This window comes from Bhargavaea cecembensis, from assembly GCF_001619585.1.
GTDB classification, from domain to species: Bacteria; Bacillota; Bacilli; order Bacillales_A; family Planococcaceae; genus Bhargavaea; species Bhargavaea cecembensis_A.
On sequence record NZ_LQNT01000011.1, the window covers coordinates 34,104 to 53,391 of the forward strand.

The following is a 19,288-nucleotide window of genomic DNA, read 5'->3' on the forward strand; positions in this document are numbered from 1 at the left end:
TCATATCACCATTTTTTTCCTGAAACAATCAGTTGTTAAATTTAATTAAACTTATCCAGCAAAAAAAATGACCTTAAAGCCAGCGTCTTTGTTTCAACATTTCCATACAGGGCTGATCCATTTTAGGGGACTCCAGTTTTTTCAGTGATTCCGAATGCCTGCTCCGTTGCTCAGATGACAGAATGAGCCTGCCCGCAATCAATCTCCATAGATGTGAGGTTGCCCGGCGCAGTGTCATGGAATGTTCCATGTTTTTCTCTCCCTTTTCTTTGTTTAATTTGGTTAAACAAACTATAACATGCTTTCCGCTTCACAAGCAAGCATTTGTTTAATACAATTAAACTATGCACGATGATTGGAGGTGTTCCCCTTTTTGGAAACATTGGGCGAACGAATACGCAGGCTGCGAAAAGAGCGAAAGATGACTCTTCAGGAATTGGCCGGCGAGAAGATGTCGAAGGGAATGCTTTCTCTCATTGAAAACAACAAAGCCAAGCCCTCCATGGAGAGCCTGTCACATATCGCCGCGCAGCTGAATGTCCCGGCCTCTGACCTGCTTGAGGAAAGCAGCCGGGAGGAACTGAGAGAGTTGCTGGATCAGGCTGAGGAATACGCTTCAGTCAGAGCGCTGGATGAAGGGGCGAAGGAAGCCCGGGAGCATCTGGTCCGGCTCATCGGCCCTTATGTCGGCAGAATGGGCGGAGGCTATGAATCCGGCCGGCTGCTCGAGATGTACGGACGGTCTCTCCATCACCTGGAGGAGGACGGGTGGGAAGAACCGATCAACAGGGCGGCCGCCATCTACGATTCACTGAATATCGTTCCGAGACGTGCAGCGATCGGCATGTTTCGGGCACAGCTGCTGTTTGCACAGCACCGATACGCAGAATCACTGGAGACGCTGATCCGGGAGCGGGCAGCACTCGAGGAAAATGGGCTCTTCATCGAACCGATGACGCGCCTCGACTTCGATTACCTGCAGGCCGCTCTGCTTTATGCAGTCGGCAAAACGGAAGAGGCCGTCTCGGTTATGGAACGGGCACTGGCCTTTTCCCGTGAGAATGACCTTTACTACCATATGAGCGACTGGTACCGCCTGGCTTCGGTTCACGCCCTCATGGCCGGGATGGAAGATGAATACGGGCACTACCGAAAAAAGATCAGGCAATATGCGGAGTTTGCAGACGACAAGGAAACGGCAGGCTTCTTGACGTTTCTCGATGTCCACGAACTGAACTCATTCCGGAATGATTACGAGGAAGCATATCGTCGGATACAGGAATGGCCGGATGATCCGGAACAGGCCATGCCCAACCCGCTCAACTCTCCATATAAGTCACTTGAAACCGGAAAGGCCCTTTCCGGACTCGGCCGCCATCAGGAAGCGCTGGAGGCGCTGGACCGCGCACTTGTTCCGCGTGAGTATATCCATCACCCGATCGACCTGTCGATCTTCATGGAGGGGGAAGCCTATAAAGCGGAATCGCTCTGGGCAGCCGGTGAAACCGGCAAAGCCCTGTCACTGATCCGGGATGTCCAAGAGCGCATTGCCCCCCTTCCCCGGACTCCTTACAAAGATCGGGTTGAGCAGGTCCATGAACGGCTGACAGCCAAATAAAAAAGATGCCGCCCATTTACGGGACGGCATCTTTTTAAACTTAAGCGTCGATTGGCTGAGTGCGGATATCACCGTTGTAGACATCACGGTCGACTTCCTTGTTCACGTTGGCCGCCGTGACGCCTGCGGTCATCGAACCGCTGACATTAAGGGCAGTCCGGCCCATGTCGATCAGCGGTTCCACTGAGATGAGCACACCGGCAAGAGCAATCGGCAGGTTCATTGCCGACAGGACGAGGATCGCGGCAAATGTCGCTCCGCCGCCGACGCCGGCCACACCGAACGAGCTGATCGCAACAACAACGATCAGCGTGGCGATAAACCCGGGATCAAGCGGGTTGATGCCGACAGACGGCGCGATCATGACAGCCAGCATCGCCGGATAAATGCCGGCGCAGCCGTTCTGGCCGATCGAAAGGCCGAACGATCCCGCGAAGTTCGCAGTCGCATCCGGAAGCCCGAGACGGTCAGTCTGGGTTTTGATATTGAGCGGCAGTGTACCCGCACTGGAACGGGAAGTGAACGCAAAGAGCAGCGTCTCCGAAGTCTTTTTCAGGTACGTGATCGGGTTCAGTCCGTTCAGCGCGATGATTACAAGATGAATCAGGAACATCGCGATCAGCGCCACATAAGAAGCGATGACAAACTTGCCGAGGTTGGCGATCGCCCCAAAATCGGACGTCGCTACCGTACGGGCCATGATGGCCAGGATGCCGTATGGCGTAAGGCGGAGGATCAGTTTGACGACACGCATGACGAGCGCATAGATCGCGTCGATCCCCTTTTTGACCATCGCGGCGTTTTCAGGTTCTTTTCGCGCAATGCCGAGATAAGCAACGCCCAGGAACGCAGCGAAAATGACGACACCGATTGTTGAAGTCGGGCGGGCACCGGTCAGATCCAGAAACGGGTTGGACGGGATCAGTTCAGTGATCTGCTGAGGCAGCGTTTTGTCGGCCACTTCGGTCGAGCGCTCCTCAAGCGCTGCTCCGCGCTCCACTTCCGCAGTGCCTTGCACGAGTTCGGAAGCATCCAGATTGAAAGCAATTGCCGAACCGATGCCGATCGCGGCGGCAAGGGCCGTAGTGCCGACCAGCATTCCGAGAATCAGGCCGGCTGTCTTCCCAAAGTTCTTGCCGGTCGTCACTTTCGTGAACGCAGCAAGGATCGAGATGAAGACGAGCGGCATGACAATCATCTGAAGGAAGCGGACGTAGCCCGTTCCTGCGATATTAAACCATTCGACAGAATCGGCCAGGACTTCAGATTCAGTCCCGTAGATGAGATTAAGGGCAAGTCCGAACAGGATCCCGAGACCGAGACCCGCAAAGACGCGGTTCGAGAACGAGACATGCCGGCGCTGCATATAAAACAAGACACCGATGAGAACGAGCATGGCGGCGACATTGATGACAACCAGCCAGGTATTCATGGTCATTCCTCCAATTATAATATGTTCCTTCCGATAGGAACGATATGAAAAAAAACACAAGCACTAGAATATAAGGTTTAATCCAATAAGTCAAGTAGGTTTTATCGGCTTCTCTCTCCCGCTCCATTCGTGTTTTCGTCGGGCTAACGGTATACTGTCCTTAGACAGATCATACGCAACTGGAGGTTTTCATGGCACAGTTCATCACGTACGCCACGGTCGCGGTCTTTATCCTGAACATCTTCCTTGCGATTGCCCTGATTTTCCTCGAACGGCGCGATGCGACATCGACCTGGGCCTGGTTGCTGGTCCTGTTCTTCATCCCCGTCTTCGGATTCTTCATATACTTGATGTTCGGCAGGCAGCTGAGGAAAAAGCAGCTGTTCCGCTGGGAAGACAGGAACAAGATCGGGATCGAGCAGCTCGTCAACTACCAGATCGAGGCCATCGAAGATGGTACATTCGATTTCAGGCTGGACGATACCGCTCATTACCGGGATATGGTCTACCTGCATCTCAGGAATAACCACGCCCTCCTGACACAGGACAACGACGTCGGGATATTCAATGACGGGGGCAAGAAGTTCGAGGCACTTCTTGAGGACCTCGAAAACGCCAAAGACCATATCCATATTCAGTACTATATTTTCAGGCTTGATAATCTGGGCCAGCGAATCTTGGATACCCTCATCCGGAAAGCGAAAAGCGGCGTCAAAGTCCGGGTGCTCTTCGACGACATCGGTTCGCGCGGGCTCAGAAAGCGGCATTTCCGCGACCTTACCGCGGTCGGCGGAGAGGTCGAAGCATTCTTCCCTGCGATCCTCCCGCTCATCAACCCCCGGATGAACTACCGGAACCACCGCAAGATCGCGATCATTGATGGGCGCGTCGGCTACGTCGGGGGCTTTAATGTCGGGGATGAGTACCTCGGACTGAACCGCAGGTTCGGTTACTGGCGCGATACCCACCTCCGGATCGAGGGCAGCGCGGTCCACCCGCTCCAAACCCGGTTCACCCTGGACTGGAACCAGGCTTCCGCCTCCCATGACATCGAGTACCATGAGCGCTACTTCCCTGCAATCCCGCGGAAGGGCACCGTCGGCCTTCAGATTGTATCCAGCGGCCCCGACGAACAGTGGGAGCAGATCAAGGACGGCTACCTGAAGATGATTCATCTGGCGAAAAAGTACATCTATATCCAGACGCCGTACTTTATCCCGGATGCGAGCTTCCTCGATGCGCTCCGGATCGCCTGTTTGTCGGGCATCGATGTCCGCATCATGATTCCGAACAAGCCGGACCATATGTTTGTGTACTGGGCGACCTATTCCCATGTCGGCATCCTGCTACGCGCGGGCGCAAAGGTTTATATTTACGAAAATGGCTTTATCCATGCAAAAATGATCGTGGTCGATGATGAAGTGGCGACAGTGGGAACCGCCAACATCGATGTCCGGAGCTTCAAGCTGAATTTCGAAATCAATGCATTCATCTATGACCGGGAAAAATCCCATGAACTCGCGGAATTGTTTGAGCAGGATATGCGTCTTTCCACTGAATTGACGTTGGAAGCCTACCAAAACCGCAACACGAACATCCGCTTCAAGGAATCGGTCTCCCGGCTCCTGTCCCCCATTCTATAAACGAGAAAAAGCCCTCCTGCACGTATTTTCCGTGCAGGAGGGCTTTATTTCTTTTTAAGGGCTGACTCCATGTCGGTGACCGCTGCTCCAAGTCGAGACCCTTTACTCCAAATCAAGACCCCTTACTCCAAATCCAGTCCGCTTACTCCAAATCAAGACCCCTTACTCCTAGCCGGCGTTTGTTATCCGGCCAACAGTACGTTTTCTGCAGAAGCGGGTCGCTGCTTATTTCTCCGGATCAGATGGTTTCACGCGGCCATCCGGCACCAGAAGATATTCTTCAAGGGTAATGCCGAGCGATTGGATCCTTCCCGCCACTTCCTTGCCGACATAGCGATAGTGCCACGACTCATGCATATAGCCGGTGATGTCTTCCTTGCCCTCCGGATAGCGCAGGATGAAGCCAAACCGGTGGGCGTTGGCAAGAAGCCACTGTCCCGCCGGTGTATCACCGAACGATTCGCGGGCGTAATGCTCCGGCTGGGTTGCCTCGCCGATGTCAAAAGCGAGTCCGGTCTGATGTTCCGAATACCCAGGACGCGCGCTGTAGCGATCAGCCGCCTCGACACCGTCCCGCTCGACATACCGGTCGTACAGTTCTGTCTGGCGATCAAAAGATCGGAACGTGCTGAAAGCGTCCAGGTCATACCCTTCCAATAGTGCCTCCGCAGCCATCTCTTCGAATGCTTCCCGTGCTTCCGGATTCTCACCGGGCGCAAAGCCGGCAGGAAGCGGGTACTTTTTATTCGCCAGAAGGATGCCGTCAATATAGGTGGGTTCTGCCGGAAGTTCAAGGCCCTCCACATATTCCCCGATGCCTTCAAGCGGATCCGGCTCCGGATCCGGCGTGCCGCCTGCAGGCAGCTGACCGTCTTCCGGGCTTTCCTCCCCGGCTGTTCCCTTGTCGCTGTCCGGTTCCTGTGTTATCCGGTCCGTTCCCTGTTCCTGCCCGGACGTACCGCCCCCGAGCGCGCCTCTGATCTTTTCGGCATCCCAGTTGTTCATGCCGGCAAACACCGCTGCTCCGCCGATCAGCAGTACAACTGCGGTCAGGACCGCGATCCATATGCCTTTCCGCTCGCGATTCTGCTTCCGCGCACCCATTCTGCCCATTCTTGGTGACCCTTCTTTCATGAAATTTCCGTTGGTCTATCGTACCATATCCGGCGGCATTCCGCGCAGAATTCCATTATGCTATGATTCTTTTGTGACGAATCTATTACTTGCGGAGGATACCGATTTGAAATCACGCTGGCTCTCCCTGAATTTCTTCGCGTTCTTCTTTACATGGGGCATTTTCCTCCCCTATTGGACAGGCTGGCTCGTCTCCGCCAAAGGCCTCACCGTCTTCGAGGCAGGGGCCGTCATGGGGGCGGGGATGTTCATCCGGGCGTTTTCGACGCTCTTCCTGTTTCCTGCCGCAGCCAGGCGATTCCCGATCACCGGTGTGATGAAAGCGGGGGTTGCACTTTCTTTCCTGATCGCCCTGATTTATATACCCGCCGGCTCCTACACAGCCATCCTCATCGTTACCGCGGCGTTTAACGTGGTGTACCCGAACCTGCTGCCGGCGATGGAGACAAGTGCCTCCGTCCTGATCCAGAAGGACCGGATCAATTACACCCGGAGCCGTGCTTTCGGTTCGGCCGGCTTTATGGCAGCCGTGCTTCTCATCGGAGCGGTCACCGCCCTGTTCGGCAACGAAGCGATCCTCTGGACGATGTTTGCCGGCCTCCTTTTCATGCTGGGTGCGCAATACACGTCCACCCCTGCGTCACTCACCCGGGAGGAACACGGAAACCCGCCGGAAAAGCGGTCCGGCGCATTCCGGGAACTGGTAAGCAACCGCGGCTTCCTGACCGTCCTTACTGTCTCGATCCTCCTCCAGGGGGCGCACGCCTCCTACTATAACTACGGCTTCGTTTACCTGGAAGACCTGGGCGTAGCCAGTTTCACGATCGGCCTTGTTCTGAATGTCGCGATACTGTTTGAAATTCTGTTTTTCGGCATGGCAGACCGACTGTTCGGCAACATGCCGGCATCCCGGATGTTCCTGCTGGCCGCGGGCGGCTCAACACTCCGGTGGGTGCTCATCTTCCTCGTGCCGACGGTATGGATGTTCACCCTCACTCAGGCTTTGCATGCGGCCTCGTTCGGCATTGCGCATGTGGCGTTTATCCGTTACATCTCCGAGAAACTTCCGACCCGCCTGATTGCACCGGCTCAGGCATTGTATGCGGCATTTGCCATGAGCCTGAGCACTGCCTTCCTGACACTGCTCGGCGGTGCCCTTTACGAAGTTCGGCCAGGCCTGTCTTTCCTCAGCATGGTCATTTGCACGGTCCCTGCCGCACTGATCGTCTTTAAAACAAGAAAGCAATTCTCCTACTAAAAGACTATTTTATTGAACTACGGACAAATACCCAGTTCTCCGTCCGTATAGTCTTGTAAATGAGGGCAAAGGAGCATATTGATGAAACCGATCTCGATCCAGGATATACTTCAACTGATGGAAAAGCTGGATGCTTTGCTCGCGGAACGGGAACGCCTGGTCCCGGCAAGGGGCACAAAGACAGAAAACGCGCTCGGTCAGAAGTGACCGGCGCGTTTTTATATGTAACAGTCAGATAAAGAGCATGACCGCCAGGACGATAAACAGGATGCCGAAAAACCCGGCCAGCAAATTCATCCATCTCGCTTCCCTCATCATACCCCGCTCCTTGAACCCGGCGGCGCGCGCGGTGTTCGTCAGGACGAACAGAAGTGCCATCGACAGACCCGCAGCATGCATCGCCTGCCGGACGATAAAGACCAGCGTCAATATGAACACCACCACGATCCCGATTCCGAACATCCACCTCTTTTCTCTCGTCATCCCCTCATCCCCCTCTTCTTCAGTTTGAATAAAAAAAACGGCAGTAACCCGGCCTCGCCATGAGACTCCCGGGCCACTGCCGTTTGTTCTGATGTTCTTGCCGGAATGGTTCAGCGGGTTATTGCTCCACTGCCTTTTCCGGATTTTCGTAGTAGAACTTCCGCCCGATATAGGTCTGGATCACGAGGATCGCACCACTGACCGCCCAGTAGAGCGGAAGTGCGGACATCGCCGTGAAGGAGATGAACGTGATCATGATCGGGGACATGTAGATGAACATCTTCATCTGCTGTTGCTGCTGTTCAGGCATCGTCCAGAGCGAGACGCGTGCCTGCAGGAGATAGACGACCCCGGCAATGAGGGCCATGGCCACGTCCGGAGATCCCAGGTTGAACCAGAGGAACTGGTGAGTCTTGACGTCCTCGGAATACAAGATGGCAAAATAAAGGCCCATGATGATCGGCATCTGGAGCAGGACCGGCAGACAGCCCATGTTCAGCGGGTTGACGCCGTGCTTCTGGTAAAGCCCCATCATTTCCTGCTGAAGCTTCATCTGCTCGTCCTTGTCCTTTGTTTCCTTGATGCGCTTCTGGATATCTTCCATCTCTGGCCGGAGAGCATCCATCTTCACCTTCATCGCCTGCTGGGTCTTGTAGTTCTTCAGCATAAGCGGCATGAGGATCAGGCGGATGATAACTGTGATGGCGATGATCGCCAGTCCGTAGTTGCCGTTGAAGAATGTCCCGAGAGATTCCAGGGACCAGTCCATCGGCCGGACAAATAGATTATAGAACGTGCCTTCCTTGTTCTCGACGCTGGAGCATCCGCCAAGGAGCAACGCTGCGGCTACCAGTGTAAGGATCAGCCCGATGCGCTTATTCAATCGATTCACCTACAACTTTTTTAGACTATAGAGTAGTATACACCACCCGTTGCAGGCTTTTCAATTTATGTTCCGGCCGTTTCGGCGCTTCCCGGGACATACGATGTAAAGTAATCAATGTCATTGCGCTCCCTGAACTGCTTGGGCGTCACATTTGTATACTTTTTGAACGTCCTCGTGAAATAGCTTTGGTTGCAGAAACTGAAGCGCTCCGCGACCTCTGCAATCTTCATATCCGTGTTGCGGATAAAGAATTGAGACTCTTCGATTTTCCTCATATTGATGTAATCGATGAGCGTCAGCCCGGCATGTTCACGGAAAATGCGTGAAAGATGGCTCGTACTGATGCCGGCACGCTTTGCCAGCTGATCGACGGTAATGGGGTCTTCAATCGAGGCATCGATGAAATGGATGATGTCGTTGACAATCGGATGGGAAAGTTCCGGCTTTTCGCGGCCCTCCAGTACGTGGATAAAAAATTCGATGAGATCGTTGGTGGTCTCAGTGATATCCATACTTCCCGACTTGCGGTCCACGATCCGCATTGCGGTGATGTTTGTCGCCACCGCCCATTCCGGAGGGAACTTCGGAACCATGAGGAAGCGGGCAGTCAGCGCGGCGAAAATGATGTAGTAATTGGAAACATCTTTCACCCACCGGTCACCGGCAATGTCTTTGACCATCAGGACAATCCGGTTCAGCCGGTCCTTTGCCCTTGAACGGTCCCCTTCGGCCACCGCTTCCAGCAAATCCTTCTCGAGATGATAGAAGTCCTCGCTCCGTTCATATGCCTTCAATACTTCGACCCGGTCCATGAACAGGTTTGTCATGTACTGCAGACCCGGGTCCTTCATTCTGTTGCACCTCTTTTCCTCATGTTCATTCTCCTTCCGTTGTATCCGGGGCAAGTATCTTCAGGTGACGGAACAGAACCTCGATTTTGAGCGGCGTTGCTCCTCCTTCGTCACCATCGATGTTGCAGGCAAGCGGCTCATCCGATTCGATCTGCGCACGGGTCGTCCGGATCTTCTCGACCGCGCCCTCCTCCTGCAGCTTTCCCAGGAGAAGTGACACAGACATTTTCAGCAGACCCTGCAGCCTGATATGCTTGATCACTGTCAGGTGGAGCAGCCCGTCGTCCGTCCTGGCATCGGGATTCATCTTCTCAAAGCCGCCCACCGAATTCGTCAGGGCCGCAAGGACGAGCGACGCCTGTCCGGTCCACTTGCCTCCGTCATGAGTGATGGTGAATCGGTTCCCCTCATCCGACAGCAGTGTCTGGAAACCATGAGCCGCGTAGGCGAGAGGGCCAAACCGTGTCTTTTCCTCGACCGGCACATCCATCACACCTTCGGCAAGGCTCCCGACCGCAAGGATATTCATAAAATAGTGTCCGCCGGCCAAGCCGATGTCGGTCGGCCTTGCAACGAACTCCGGAAGCCTGCGGATTGCTTCCTCAGGGTCCAGAGGAATTGACAGAGCCCTCGCAAAGTCATTTACCGTGCCGAGCGGGATCAGGGCAAAATCGGGACGTTCCTCTTCTGAGGCCAGTCCGTTGATTGCCTCGTTAACCGTACCGTCGCCCCCCATGGCAACGACCAGGGCGCATCCGCTCATTGCCGCTTCCCGGGCGAAGGCGGTCGCATCGCCTTCCTTCTCCGTGGATCGGACCTCGACGGAATAGCCCATCCCCAGCAGTACCTGTACGCACTGTTCACGATAGGTTTCCGCCCGTGCCTTCCCCGAAGAGGGGTTCAGGATAAACACCGCCTTCTTTCTTTCCATGACACACGCCCTTCCGGTTTTCTTAAATACTCATTCTATACCCAAACATGGTTGTTTTTCACACATTTATGCAAAAAAATGCCCATCCTTATCGGATGGGCTTCCGGTTTGTTCCGGCTTACAGATTTTCTGTTTTGACCCGGTTTTCCGCAGCGACGGAATCAGTGTTCTCCTTGAGCTGTTCGGCCGTGTCCTCATTGCTTCCGAGGCTGGCCTTCTGCTGGCCTGCCGGCTCGCCGGTTTCCTTCTTTTTGTACAGTCCGTCTTCGTCCGGATTCTTTTTCATGTTCTTTTTGTCCTCCACTTCCTGGTTGTAGTAGTGGACGCTTGTCTGGGCGCCTTCCGCCACCATGTCATTATCCTGGAAGTCATACGGATCGGAAAGGCCAGCTTTCGTATCTTCGTAGTTTCGGTTCACCTTCTGGGATTCCACAAAGGAATCCATTTTTGTCTTCAGATTATTGAAGGCGACCATTGCCTTGTCGCGGTTTTCCTTTTTGCTGAAATACGCGTAGGCACCCGCCGCGAGACCTGCCAATAAAAGATTCTTGTTTTTGCCTGCCATTTCCATCATCCTCCAGTTCAGTTTCAGTCATAAATGGGTTCATAGTGAAGTATACCCCTTCATTTGCCTCCAGAAACCATGAGCCGCATATCCACATGGGGGATACCGTCTTCATCATACGGTTCGGAAACTGCCCGGAATCCGCAGGATGCATAGAAATCTTTCAGATGATATTGCGCTGAAAGATGCACCGGGATTTCGCCGTACCGATCTGCGGAAACCTCTTTTGCCTTTTCGACAAGTTCACGCGCAATCCCTTTTCCCCTGTAGGATTTGCTGACAATGACGCGGCCGATTGCCGGATCTTCATGTACGGCACCGGGCATAAGCACCCTCGCGTAGGCCGCGAGCGTATTGCCTTCCCGGCCGGCCAGGTGCAGGGCATCCCGGTCATGTCCGTCGATCTCCGGATACGGGCAAGCCTGCTCGACAACAAACACATCCACCCGCAGTTTGAGGATTTCATAGAGTTCGTCCGCAGTCAGTTCCGCAAACTTTTTGATCGTCCACTCCATCTGTTCCACTTCTTTCATTTCAATTTGATTACATTATTCCACAACATATATCGGAGGGGCGATTAATTTGTTATAGTTGATGGAAATCTATTGCCGAGGTGACCTTTTCCATGATCCGTTCGATGACACGACATGACTTCGAGACCGTCCGGCAGATCGCGGCGGTCAGCTATGATGATACGTATCAGGACATCCTGCCGGAGGATGTCCAGCAGTCCTTCCTCACGCGAGCCTATGCTTCTCCAATGATGATGAAACGGCTGGAAAAGACGACGATGCTGATCGCGGAACATGAAGGGCGCCCGGTCGGATTTGCCAACTTCACACACGTTGACGAAGACGGCGATGCAGAACTGACCGATATCTACCTGTTGCCGGATTATCAGGGCATGGGCTTCGGCACGGCACTTCTCGAAGCCGGCCTTTCCACCCTTGAAGACGGCCGCCAGCTGTTCATCTACGTTGACAGCCTGAATGAAGGGGCCCGCCTGTTCTGCGAAAAGCAGGGGTTCGAACTTATCGAGGAATTTGACGAGCTGTTCGAGGGTTACCCGACATCCACTGCACAATATGTCTTTTATCTCAAAGCACCCGCTCTTGTATGAGCAGGTGCTTTTTTCTGTCCGCCCAAAATTAATTAGTCAAATGAATGCAATTAAAACAGCCCCGCCGATAGGCAGGGCCGGGTACTTCAATTTGGTTGATCAGAGCGGACGCATTTGGTCATTGTCATAGGATGTTTCCGCAACGGGCGGCTTGCGCACGAGGCACATGATCCCCGCGATATAGAGCAGGATGGACGAAAGCGTCAAGATTCCCGCCAGCACACCGGCGATGATGAACAGGATGCCGCTCAGTTTCGCATTCTTGTTCAGTTGAATGAGGGCAATCACGATCAGCACCGAACTGATGACGAGAGCGGCGATAAAGAACCACCCGAAGCTGACCATCCAGTCCATCCCAAAATACACCATATCAACAATCGCCTGTGCGTCTGATTCGGTGAGCGTCGGATCATTCCAGATTTCAGCTTCGAATTCCTGCTGGAACTGCGGATTAGTGCTCAACATTTTCATAAAATTGTTCAGAGCGAACGTCAGGATGATTCCGATTACGTTGAACACCAGACCGATGATCCCGAGGACCCGCTCGCCGGTCCGCTTAAATGGGCGGTTTAAAGAGTTTGGTTCCATTTGGCAGCACCTCTTCTTTTTCTTTTATTCTACTTTCTTCATACGATTGAGACCACGCAGGGTTTCAATTTTTTTCTCAGGAATGAATATGGAAGGTTTACCCATACATTTCGAGGGGTAGATTTAGACTATCATACCAATGAACAAGGGGGAGACGGACCCATGGAAAAGAAACTCATCTTCAGTCAGTCCGATGCTATGTATGCCATTGCCGGATCGTCTGTTCTCACTGCAATCCTGCTCTTCATCACATTCTGAAGGAGGACTTTATGACGATCAATCACAGCCAAACATAAAAAGCAATCCACCCCGATTAAACGGAACGGATTGCTTTTTTTGTGTTCTTATTTTGCCTTGATGTCATCATACTCGTCATAGCGGTTGAAAGCCGTCACGACATATGAGCAGACCGCTTCCATCTTGTAGTTCTTTTCGCGCGCGTAGTCGGCTGCACGGTCGAGCAGCTTTTTCGCGACGCCTCCTCCCCGGAGGGACGGGTCGACGAATGTGTGGTCCATGACCATGACATCCCCCATCATCGTCCAGGTGATTTCCGCATCACGCTTGCCGTTCTCCTCATGCACAAATGCATACGCGTCGCTGCCCAGTTCCTTTAGTTCAAACTCCATGATTCAACTCCCCTTTCCCCATTTGTGTACCCGGAAAGACGCTCAGTCAAGCTCCAGAGGGCTGAGTGACGCCTCAATCTCCCGGCGGCGCGGCTCAAGGAACGGCGGCAGTGCCAATGTTTCCCCAAGCGCGTCCATCGGCTCGTCTGAGTCAAAGCCCGGCTCATCCGTTGCCAGTTCAAACAGGATGCCGTTCGGCTCACGGAAGTAAATCGACCGGAAATAATACCGGTCCACCTTGCCGCTCGTCTGGAATCCAGCCCGCTCCAGACGCTCCAGCCATCTGCCATAATCCTCGAAAGTCGGAACCCGGAAGGCGACGTGATGGACGCTGCCCCTGCCCGGCCGCTCCGGCGGCAGATCGGGACGCGTCTCGAGATGCACTTCCGCACCCGCTCCTCCCTCGCCGGTCTCATACACGATCAAGTCCGGCATGCCGGCCACATCGGACGGATAGGTCCCCGCCTTTCTGAAGTTCAGCACTTCCGTCAGGACAGTTTCCGTCCGCTCCGGGTGGCGTACTGTCAATTTTACAGGACCGAGCCCGACAATCGCAAATTCTTCAGGAATATCTGACTTCTTCCAGGGAATCCCGTACGGGACACCCGAGCCGTCATCCGCGATGAGCATCAGCCTTGATCCTTCATGGTCGGTGAAGGAAAGCGTCTTGCGGCCGTTGCGTTCACGGATCTCTTCATGATCAACGCCCAATTCATCAAACCGGCCGATCCAGAACGCAAGTGCTTCCTCAGATTTGACCCGGAATCCGGTGCTGCTGATGGAAGAGACCCCGGGATAGGTGCGGCCAGCCATCGGAATCTCAAAATACGTCATATCCGTTCCCGGCGTACCCTCCGCATCTGCATAGAATAGGTGGTACATCGAAGTGCTGTCCTGGTTGACCGTCTTCTTGACGAGCCGCATGCCAAGTACCCTTGTGAAAAAGTCGTGGTTTTTTGCCCCGCTGGCCGTGATGGCCGAGACATGGTGAATTCCTCCGAGTTGCATAGTTGATTCTCCCCTAACTATCTCGAATTCAAGATGATTTGTTCTTTCCATCCTATACCCTTTCGTGTCATTTTGCAATCAGCAGGATTCCCTTATACACTTAAAAGATCGATATCTTCACAGGAGAGGAACCTGATCATGTCACTTATCTTCTGGACCCAAGCATTCCTGATCATCCTTTTTTCCCTGTTCGCCTATCTCATCCTGAAACGCCGTTCCTACCTGTTCATTTCCGGGTTCGCCACACGACCCGAAGAAGAGCAGCAACAACTGATTGATAACGGCTATCCGCAGGGCGTCGGGCGAATGTTCCTCATGATCGCGGCCGGGCTTCTTCTCCTGATGCCGCTGGGCCTGACCGGCTTCCGCTATACATTCGAAGTGCAGATGGCCTTCATGATGCTTGTGCTGTTTGGCGGGTTCATCATCCTCTCCCGCCGCGAAGTCCCGCACAAGAGAAAGCGGGCCCTCCTCACTTCGGTGATCCTGACAGCCGTGGTGATTGGGGGGACTTCAGCCCTTCTCTTTACCGGTGCCAGGCAGCCGGATGTCACATTTGGAGAATCGGCTATGGAGATTTCCGGAATGTACGGTGAAAAGATTCGCTACCGGGACATCCGATCTGCGGAACTGCTCGACACGATGCCCACAGTCCGCTACAAAGAGAATGGTTTCGGCTTTGCCGACTTTTCCAAGGGGCATTTTTCTGTCGAAGGCCACGGCTCCTCCCTACTTTTCGTTGATTCAAAGCAGACTCCCATTCTGCTGATCGAGACATCCGGACGCCCGGTATTCCTCACGGGGAGTGAGCCGGAAGAGACCAAGAGCTGGCATAACCGCTTGCAGGATAAGACGAACTGAATCTGCCCGATTAAAAACGGATGCACCGGCAAAACTGCCGGGCATCCGTTTTTTTCAGATTCAGCTAAACAGCGAGCGGACCGAGTCGATCTGGTTGTTGAAGAAGTCTTTGACTTTCTGCCAGAAGCCTTCATCGTTGACCGTCTCACGGATTTTATCGCCGTATTTATCATTGAAATCCTGAGCAAACTGTCCGAGCTGATCGGACCATTTGCTGAAGTCAATATCCAGCTGACGGATACGGTCCATCAGGTCGATGAGGAGCTGACGGTCTTCAGGGCTAAGCTCGATCTGGAGCTTGTCGAGCTGCTCGTTGACAATGCGCTCGACGTCTTCCTTCGTCGCCGGGTTCTGCTCGGCGATCTGCTGCTTCAGCTCGGTGAGAAGTTCCGTCACCTTCTGTTCGTCGACACCGGATTTTTCGGCAAGCTCCGTCGCGACGGTGAGCTCGTCGTTTGCAACGTCGGTCCGCTCCTTATCGAGTGTGCCTCCGCTGGCCTCATATGCCTTGTAGATTCCCGCCAGCGCGGAGTGTCCGGAAACCGGCTTCGGTGATGAGACATCGACATTGGCATCTTCGATACCGGCCGTCAGCATCGCATTGGCATACATATCTGACGTCACCTGAGTGATATGATCCGGGGTGACAATCTGGATCACGAGTCCGCTTCCCGGCTCAGTCACCGTGATTTTCGCGGATGAATACATCCGCGCACGCGGATTGGCTCCCTGGATGTACTTGCCCAGGTCCTGGCCGGAAACGGTGATTTCCTCAACTTCCGCTTCCTCTTCCACTTTCAGGCTGGTCTTCACGCTCGCTTTTTGGTCGGCGGTCAGATCTGCGCCGTACACGACGATCGGAACACCGAGGCGCTCATCGACTGCGGGCTCCGCGGATACGGCAGGACCCACCAACATCGAAAGGACCATTGCCAATATTGCGGGCAATGCCCATCTATTCTTCTTGTTCATCAGGTTTTCCCCTTTCCTGGATGCAAAAGCAACTCCCCACCCATATAAACGGGCGGGGAGGGTAAAAAGTTTCACGAATTCCGCTGGGCATCCTTCAAATAAGTCCAGCCGTCTTCCTGCACGATTTTACGTTCTTTCAAGAGCTTGCCGATCGCCCGCTTGAACGAGGCTTTGCTCATATCGAACATCTCGCCGATCTCCTCCGGCGCCGACTTGTCGGTAAACGGCATTTTTCCGCCTGCTCCGTTCAGATAGCGGAGCACCGTTTCTGCATCATCACCGATCCGCTCCTCTTTCCGTGGAAGAAGGGAACCGTTCAGCGAGCCGTCATCACGGATGCCGACCACCCGAACCTCGACTTCCTGCCCGAGCCGCGGCTCGAACTTCATCTCGGTATGGTGCACGAAAATCCGGTACTTCTGCGGCTCGCTTAGCATGAATGCCCCGACCGGAAGCAGCCGGTACGCCCGGGCCTTCAAGTTCTTGTTGAAAAGAGCTGCCGGGGCGTCAACGTACTCGTCTTTGGCGTGCTCCTCGGTGATGAGCCGGCCAAACAGGTTGCCGCCCTTGTCCGTACGGAGTGTCATGTACAGGCAGTCACCCGGTTCCGGCCAGAGCTCCTTCAGCTGCGGCATGTCCTTCGGGTTGACGATGACTTCGACGGACGAACCGATATCCGTCCTGATGCCGTCGCGCCCGTCCGTGTCGATCACTTCGGCCCAGCCGTACGAACCGACTTCCATACGCGGCAGCCGGCTCGTTGCGACAAGGTTGCCCCGGCGGTCCGGGTGGAGAAATACTTTCAGCCTGTCCCCTTCGTTCAGCTCTTCGGGCGCTTCTGACGCATTCATATTGAATTCCTGTCCGTCACAGGACAACACCCAGCGGGAGCCTTCCTGCCGTTCCGCGAGCGCCTCGATGATTCGCCCGGATTCCGCCTTTGCCATATTTATCTCTCCCTTTCTTCATCCGCACCGCCCGCCGCACGATACTTCTCCAGCTGGTCCAGCATTGCCGGATTCGCCTCGAGGACATGTACAAGTTCGGTGATACGGTCGATTGCGTCCCAGCTCAGGTGATGTTCGATCCCCTCGACATCGTTGTAGACATGTTTTTCGTCCACGCCGATCAGACGGAGAAAGCGTTCAAGCAGCTCATGGCGGCCGGCCAGCTTCCGGCCGAACGCATCACCCTTTGAAGTTAATATTAACCCTTTATAGCGTTCATAAACTATGTAGCCTTCCCGGTCGAGCTTTCTCGCCATCTTCGTCACCGATGACGGCAGGACTTCAAGCGCCTCCGCTATGTCGGAAACGCGAGCCTCCCCGGTTTCGGCTGACTTCAGCCAGATCTGCTCCAGATAGTCTTCCATGCTCGGCGTCGCCATGCCAGAACCGCCCCTTCCATTGCCTGTCCGTCCATTATAGCACGGAGTCAATAGCGCCCGGCCCGGTTTATCCCGGATCGTCCAGGGGTAGGATTTGGTTAACAGACAACACGGAAAGCGGGTGACGTCATGGGAAAGATGGTTTGGTGGATCATCTTAATTCTGATCGCATTCTGGCTGATCGGCTTCCTGCTTGATATTTTCGGCGGGCTGATCCACATCATCCTCATCATTGCCGGTATCATCTTCATCTTCCAGCTGATCACCGGCAGGAACAAAGGCTGAATATAGGGATGCCGCCGGTTTGGCGGCATCCCTTTTTTGGCGGTTTGCTTCACATTCAGGCGGTGTTTCTTCACATTCAATGTAGTTTGCTTCACATTCAGGCACTGTTTCTTCACATTCAGCATGGCTTGCTTCACATTCGCCGAAAGCCGCTGCGCCCTTGCCCGCAAAAAGCCGGCAGCCCCTGCCACGGAGCATGCCGGCTTATCCATTCAGTTCACTTTCGCATAGACACATGTATCACGCAGGCTTCCGTCTGCCGCGACATCGTCATGTTTCAGGATGCCTTCTAGTTCATAGCCCAGTTTTTCAGGGATGGCCCGGCTCTTCAGATTCTTGGTGTCGCACCGGATCTCGACCCGTCGGGCACCAAGCGTTTCCACGGCGAACTGAGTGATCCGCTCCACGGCTTCCGTGATGTAGCCATGGCCCGTGTAGCGGGTATCGATCCAGTATCCGATCTCGAATTTCGGGACATCCCAATTGATGCGGTGCAGGCCGGACGAGCCGATGAACGCACCGTCTTCCAGCCGGTAAAGATGCAGCCGCAGATCTTTCCGGGTGATAAAATCCGCCACCGCTCCCCGGAGGCTATCTTCCACGCCTTCAAGTGTCGGCTTGTCCTTGGCGAACGGGAGCCATTCCTTCAGCTCCGGATGCGAGTAGGTAAGGGCATCACATACGTCCGCTGCGTCCGATACACGCGGCGCGCGGATCAGAAGGCGCTCCGAGCGGAACTCTTCCGGGAAGCCCGGCGGACGTCCCTGGTCATCAGATGCTGCCGCGCTTTCCCGGTCGTTCCACTCGACAGGGGTCGTCTTGCCGCTCTCGAAGTCTTCCCTCGTGATACCGTACGTGACAGCATCATAGTAGGAATCCTCCTTCGGAGAGTACCATGACTTCCGGAGATGGCCTTCCTTCACGAAGCCCGCCCGCTCAAACGTCTTCCGCATTGCCGCATTGTCCTGGCGGGTATGGCCTTCCAGCCGGATCTTCTTGTCCGGAAGGCTGAACACATAGTCGCAGATCAGGCGGAGCGCCCGCGGGCCGAATCCTCTGCCGCGCGCCCTCTCCGCAATCCGCAGATCAAACATCGGAATCTCGTCCTGCATGTCATACAGCTTGACGATGCCGACCTTCTCCCTGTCATCGGTCTCCACCCAGAACGTCTTTACCTCGTCGGATTCATAGCCGCCGTCACCGATCGCTTTCTCGATCATCTCCCGGGCGGGATGCGGAATGCCATGATATGGCCAGCTGCTCTCCGTCATGAAGTGGATGAGCTCTTCCTGTTCCTGCATCGTCCATTCCGTCAGTTTCATTTGTGTCCCCCCCTGCCGCATTGTCGTGTACCGGCCGCAAACGCTGCGAACCGGGGCTTAGCCGCTCCGGTTTGGACAGGAGCAGCGCGGCAATATTCAGTCCTATTGCAAACATCATCGTCTCTTTGATTATACACAACGTTTTCCGGCTTAGCCTCTATACATTTCCGGCAGGCCGGCACAAAAAACCGACTTGACCCGGACGACCCCATTGTATGCCCGGGCGGTAAGGGATTCAAGACGCTCAAAGCGGCCCGATTGTTTTTTCTTTTGGTCCAAAAGGTTTTCAAACTGCCCGGAGGGAATATAGTATTA

General features: G+C 54.4%; 22 protein-coding genes. 7 read left to right on the plus strand and 15 right to left on the minus strand.

The window, feature by feature from the left end; translation table 11 throughout:
* Positions 1-373: 373 nt before the first annotated feature.
* On the plus strand, positions 374-1,618 hold the full coding sequence (locus AV656_RS10745) for a helix-turn-helix domain-containing protein (RefSeq protein WP_063181810.1): 1,245 nt from the start codon (positions 374-376) through the stop codon (positions 1,616-1,618).
* A 40-nt stretch (positions 1,619-1,658) separates the two neighbouring features.
* On the opposite strand, the gene AV656_RS10750 is transcribed toward AV656_RS10745, so the two are convergent.
* On the minus strand, positions 1,659-3,050 hold the full coding sequence (locus tag AV656_RS10750) for an L-cystine transporter (RefSeq protein ID WP_063181812.1): 1,392 nt from the start codon (positions 3,048-3,050) through the stop codon (positions 1,659-1,661).
* 191 nt (positions 3,051-3,241) lie between these two features.
* Between AV656_RS10750 and cls the strand changes: the two genes are divergently transcribed.
* Positions 3,242-4,693 carry a cardiolipin synthase gene (gene cls, locus AV656_RS10755; RefSeq protein ID WP_063181814.1) on the plus strand — a complete coding sequence of 484 codons (1,452 nt, stop codon included), beginning with the start codon at positions 3,242-3,244 and terminating at the stop codon, positions 4,691-4,693.
* A 225-nt stretch (positions 4,694-4,918) separates the two neighbouring features.
* Here cls and AV656_RS10760 read toward each other — a convergent pair whose 3' ends face one another.
* Positions 4,919-5,806, minus strand: a complete 888-nt coding sequence (locus tag AV656_RS10760; RefSeq protein ID WP_063181816.1) for a M15 family metallopeptidase — start codon at positions 5,804-5,806, stop codon at positions 4,919-4,921.
* Positions 5,807-5,933: 127 nt separating this feature from the next.
* Between AV656_RS10760 and AV656_RS10765 the strand changes: the two genes are divergently transcribed.
* Together AV656_RS10765 and AV656_RS16690 are read left to right on the plus strand one after the other, a co-directional pair.
* Entirely contained in the window at positions 5,934-7,085 is a 1,152-nt protein-coding gene (locus AV656_RS10765; RefSeq protein ID WP_063181818.1) for an MFS transporter, read from the plus strand.
* 81 nt (positions 7,086-7,166) lie between these two features.
* A complete protein-coding gene (locus AV656_RS16690) occupies positions 7,167-7,292 on the plus strand; it encodes a hypothetical protein (RefSeq protein ID WP_269447388.1) in 126 nt (41 codons plus the stop codon).
* 24 nt (positions 7,293-7,316) lie between these two features.
* Here AV656_RS16690 and AV656_RS10770 read toward each other — a convergent pair whose 3' ends face one another.
* The 6 genes from AV656_RS10770 to AV656_RS10795 all read right to left on the minus strand — a co-directional run bounded on the left by AV656_RS10770 (position 7,317) and on the right by AV656_RS10795 (position 11,316).
* A complete protein-coding gene (locus tag AV656_RS10770) occupies positions 7,317-7,568 on the minus strand; it encodes a hypothetical protein (protein ID WP_063181820.1) in 252 nt (83 codons plus the stop codon).
* 118 nt (positions 7,569-7,686) lie between these two features.
* The gene (yidC, locus tag AV656_RS10775) at positions 7,687-8,451 is read right to left on the minus strand and encodes a membrane protein insertase YidC (protein WP_063181822.1); all 765 of its coding nucleotides are present in this window, start codon (positions 8,449-8,451) and stop codon (positions 7,687-7,689) included.
* A gap of 65 nt (positions 8,452-8,516) precedes the next feature.
* Positions 8,517-9,305: an AraC family transcriptional regulator gene (locus tag AV656_RS10780; protein WP_063181824.1), complete on the minus strand. Its 789-nt coding sequence runs from the start codon at positions 9,303-9,305 to the stop codon at positions 8,517-8,519.
* Between the two features lie 25 nt (positions 9,306-9,330).
* Positions 9,331-10,236 (minus strand): diacylglycerol/lipid kinase family protein, encoded by a 906-nt coding sequence (locus tag AV656_RS10785; RefSeq protein WP_063181826.1) that lies wholly within the window; start codon positions 10,234-10,236, stop codon positions 9,331-9,333.
* Positions 10,237-10,354: 118 nt separating this feature from the next.
* On the minus strand, positions 10,355-10,801 hold the full coding sequence (locus tag AV656_RS10790) for a hypothetical protein (RefSeq protein ID WP_082818714.1): 447 nt from the start codon (positions 10,799-10,801) through the stop codon (positions 10,355-10,357).
* Between the two features lie 59 nt (positions 10,802-10,860).
* Positions 10,861-11,316 (minus strand): GNAT family N-acetyltransferase, encoded by a 456-nt coding sequence (locus tag AV656_RS10795; RefSeq protein ID WP_063181828.1) that lies wholly within the window; start codon positions 11,314-11,316, stop codon positions 10,861-10,863.
* 110 nt (positions 11,317-11,426) lie between these two features.
* Here AV656_RS10795 and AV656_RS10800 point away from each other — a divergent pair, with 110 nt between their 5' ends.
* Entirely contained in the window at positions 11,427-11,921 is a 495-nt protein-coding gene (locus tag AV656_RS10800) for a GNAT family N-acetyltransferase (RefSeq protein ID WP_063181830.1), read from the plus strand.
* 99 nt (positions 11,922-12,020) lie between these two features.
* On the opposite strand, the gene AV656_RS10805 is transcribed toward AV656_RS10800, so the two are convergent.
* The 3 genes from AV656_RS10805 to AV656_RS10815 all read right to left on the minus strand — a co-directional run bounded on the left by AV656_RS10805 (position 12,021) and on the right by AV656_RS10815 (position 14,146).
* Entirely contained in the window at positions 12,021-12,509 is a 489-nt protein-coding gene (locus AV656_RS10805; protein WP_063181832.1) for a DUF4064 domain-containing protein, read from the minus strand.
* A 344-nt stretch (positions 12,510-12,853) separates the two neighbouring features.
* Entirely contained in the window at positions 12,854-13,138 is a 285-nt protein-coding gene (locus AV656_RS10810; RefSeq protein ID WP_063181834.1) for a GNAT family N-acetyltransferase, read from the minus strand.
* Positions 13,139-13,180: 42 nt separating this feature from the next.
* Positions 13,181-14,146: a ring-cleaving dioxygenase gene (locus AV656_RS10815; protein WP_063181836.1), complete on the minus strand. Its 966-nt coding sequence runs from the start codon at positions 14,144-14,146 to the stop codon at positions 13,181-13,183.
* A gap of 138 nt (positions 14,147-14,284) precedes the next feature.
* On the opposite strand from AV656_RS10815, the gene AV656_RS10820 reads away from it, so the two are divergent.
* Positions 14,285-15,007, plus strand: coding sequence for a DUF3784 domain-containing protein (locus tag AV656_RS10820; protein ID WP_063181838.1), 723 nt, complete (start codon positions 14,285-14,287; stop codon positions 15,005-15,007).
* Between the two features lie 60 nt (positions 15,008-15,067).
* On the opposite strand, the gene AV656_RS10825 is transcribed toward AV656_RS10820, so the two are convergent.
* From AV656_RS10825 to mntR, 3 genes are all read right to left on the minus strand, one after another.
* Positions 15,068-15,979 (minus strand): DUF1002 domain-containing protein, encoded by a 912-nt coding sequence (locus AV656_RS10825; protein ID WP_063181840.1) that lies wholly within the window; start codon positions 15,977-15,979, stop codon positions 15,068-15,070.
* Positions 15,980-16,050: 71 nt separating this feature from the next.
* Positions 16,051-16,926: a S1 RNA-binding domain-containing protein gene (locus AV656_RS10830; protein ID WP_063181842.1), complete on the minus strand. Its 876-nt coding sequence runs from the start codon at positions 16,924-16,926 to the stop codon at positions 16,051-16,053.
* A 2-nt stretch (positions 16,927-16,928) separates the two neighbouring features.
* On the minus strand, positions 16,929-17,366 hold the full coding sequence (gene mntR, locus AV656_RS10835; protein ID WP_063181844.1) for a transcriptional regulator MntR: 438 nt from the start codon (positions 17,364-17,366) through the stop codon (positions 16,929-16,931).
* A 129-nt stretch (positions 17,367-17,495) separates the two neighbouring features.
* Between mntR and AV656_RS16390 the strand changes: the two genes are divergently transcribed.
* Entirely contained in the window at positions 17,496-17,651 is a 156-nt protein-coding gene (locus tag AV656_RS16390; RefSeq protein ID WP_156484850.1) for a lmo0937 family membrane protein, read from the plus strand.
* A gap of 212 nt (positions 17,652-17,863) precedes the next feature.
* On the opposite strand, the gene AV656_RS10840 is transcribed toward AV656_RS16390, so the two are convergent.
* Positions 17,864-18,973 carry a GNAT family N-acetyltransferase gene (locus tag AV656_RS10840; protein WP_063181846.1) on the minus strand — a complete coding sequence of 370 codons (1,110 nt, stop codon included), beginning with the start codon at positions 18,971-18,973 and terminating at the stop codon, positions 17,864-17,866.
* Positions 18,974-19,288 lie beyond the last annotated feature (315 nt).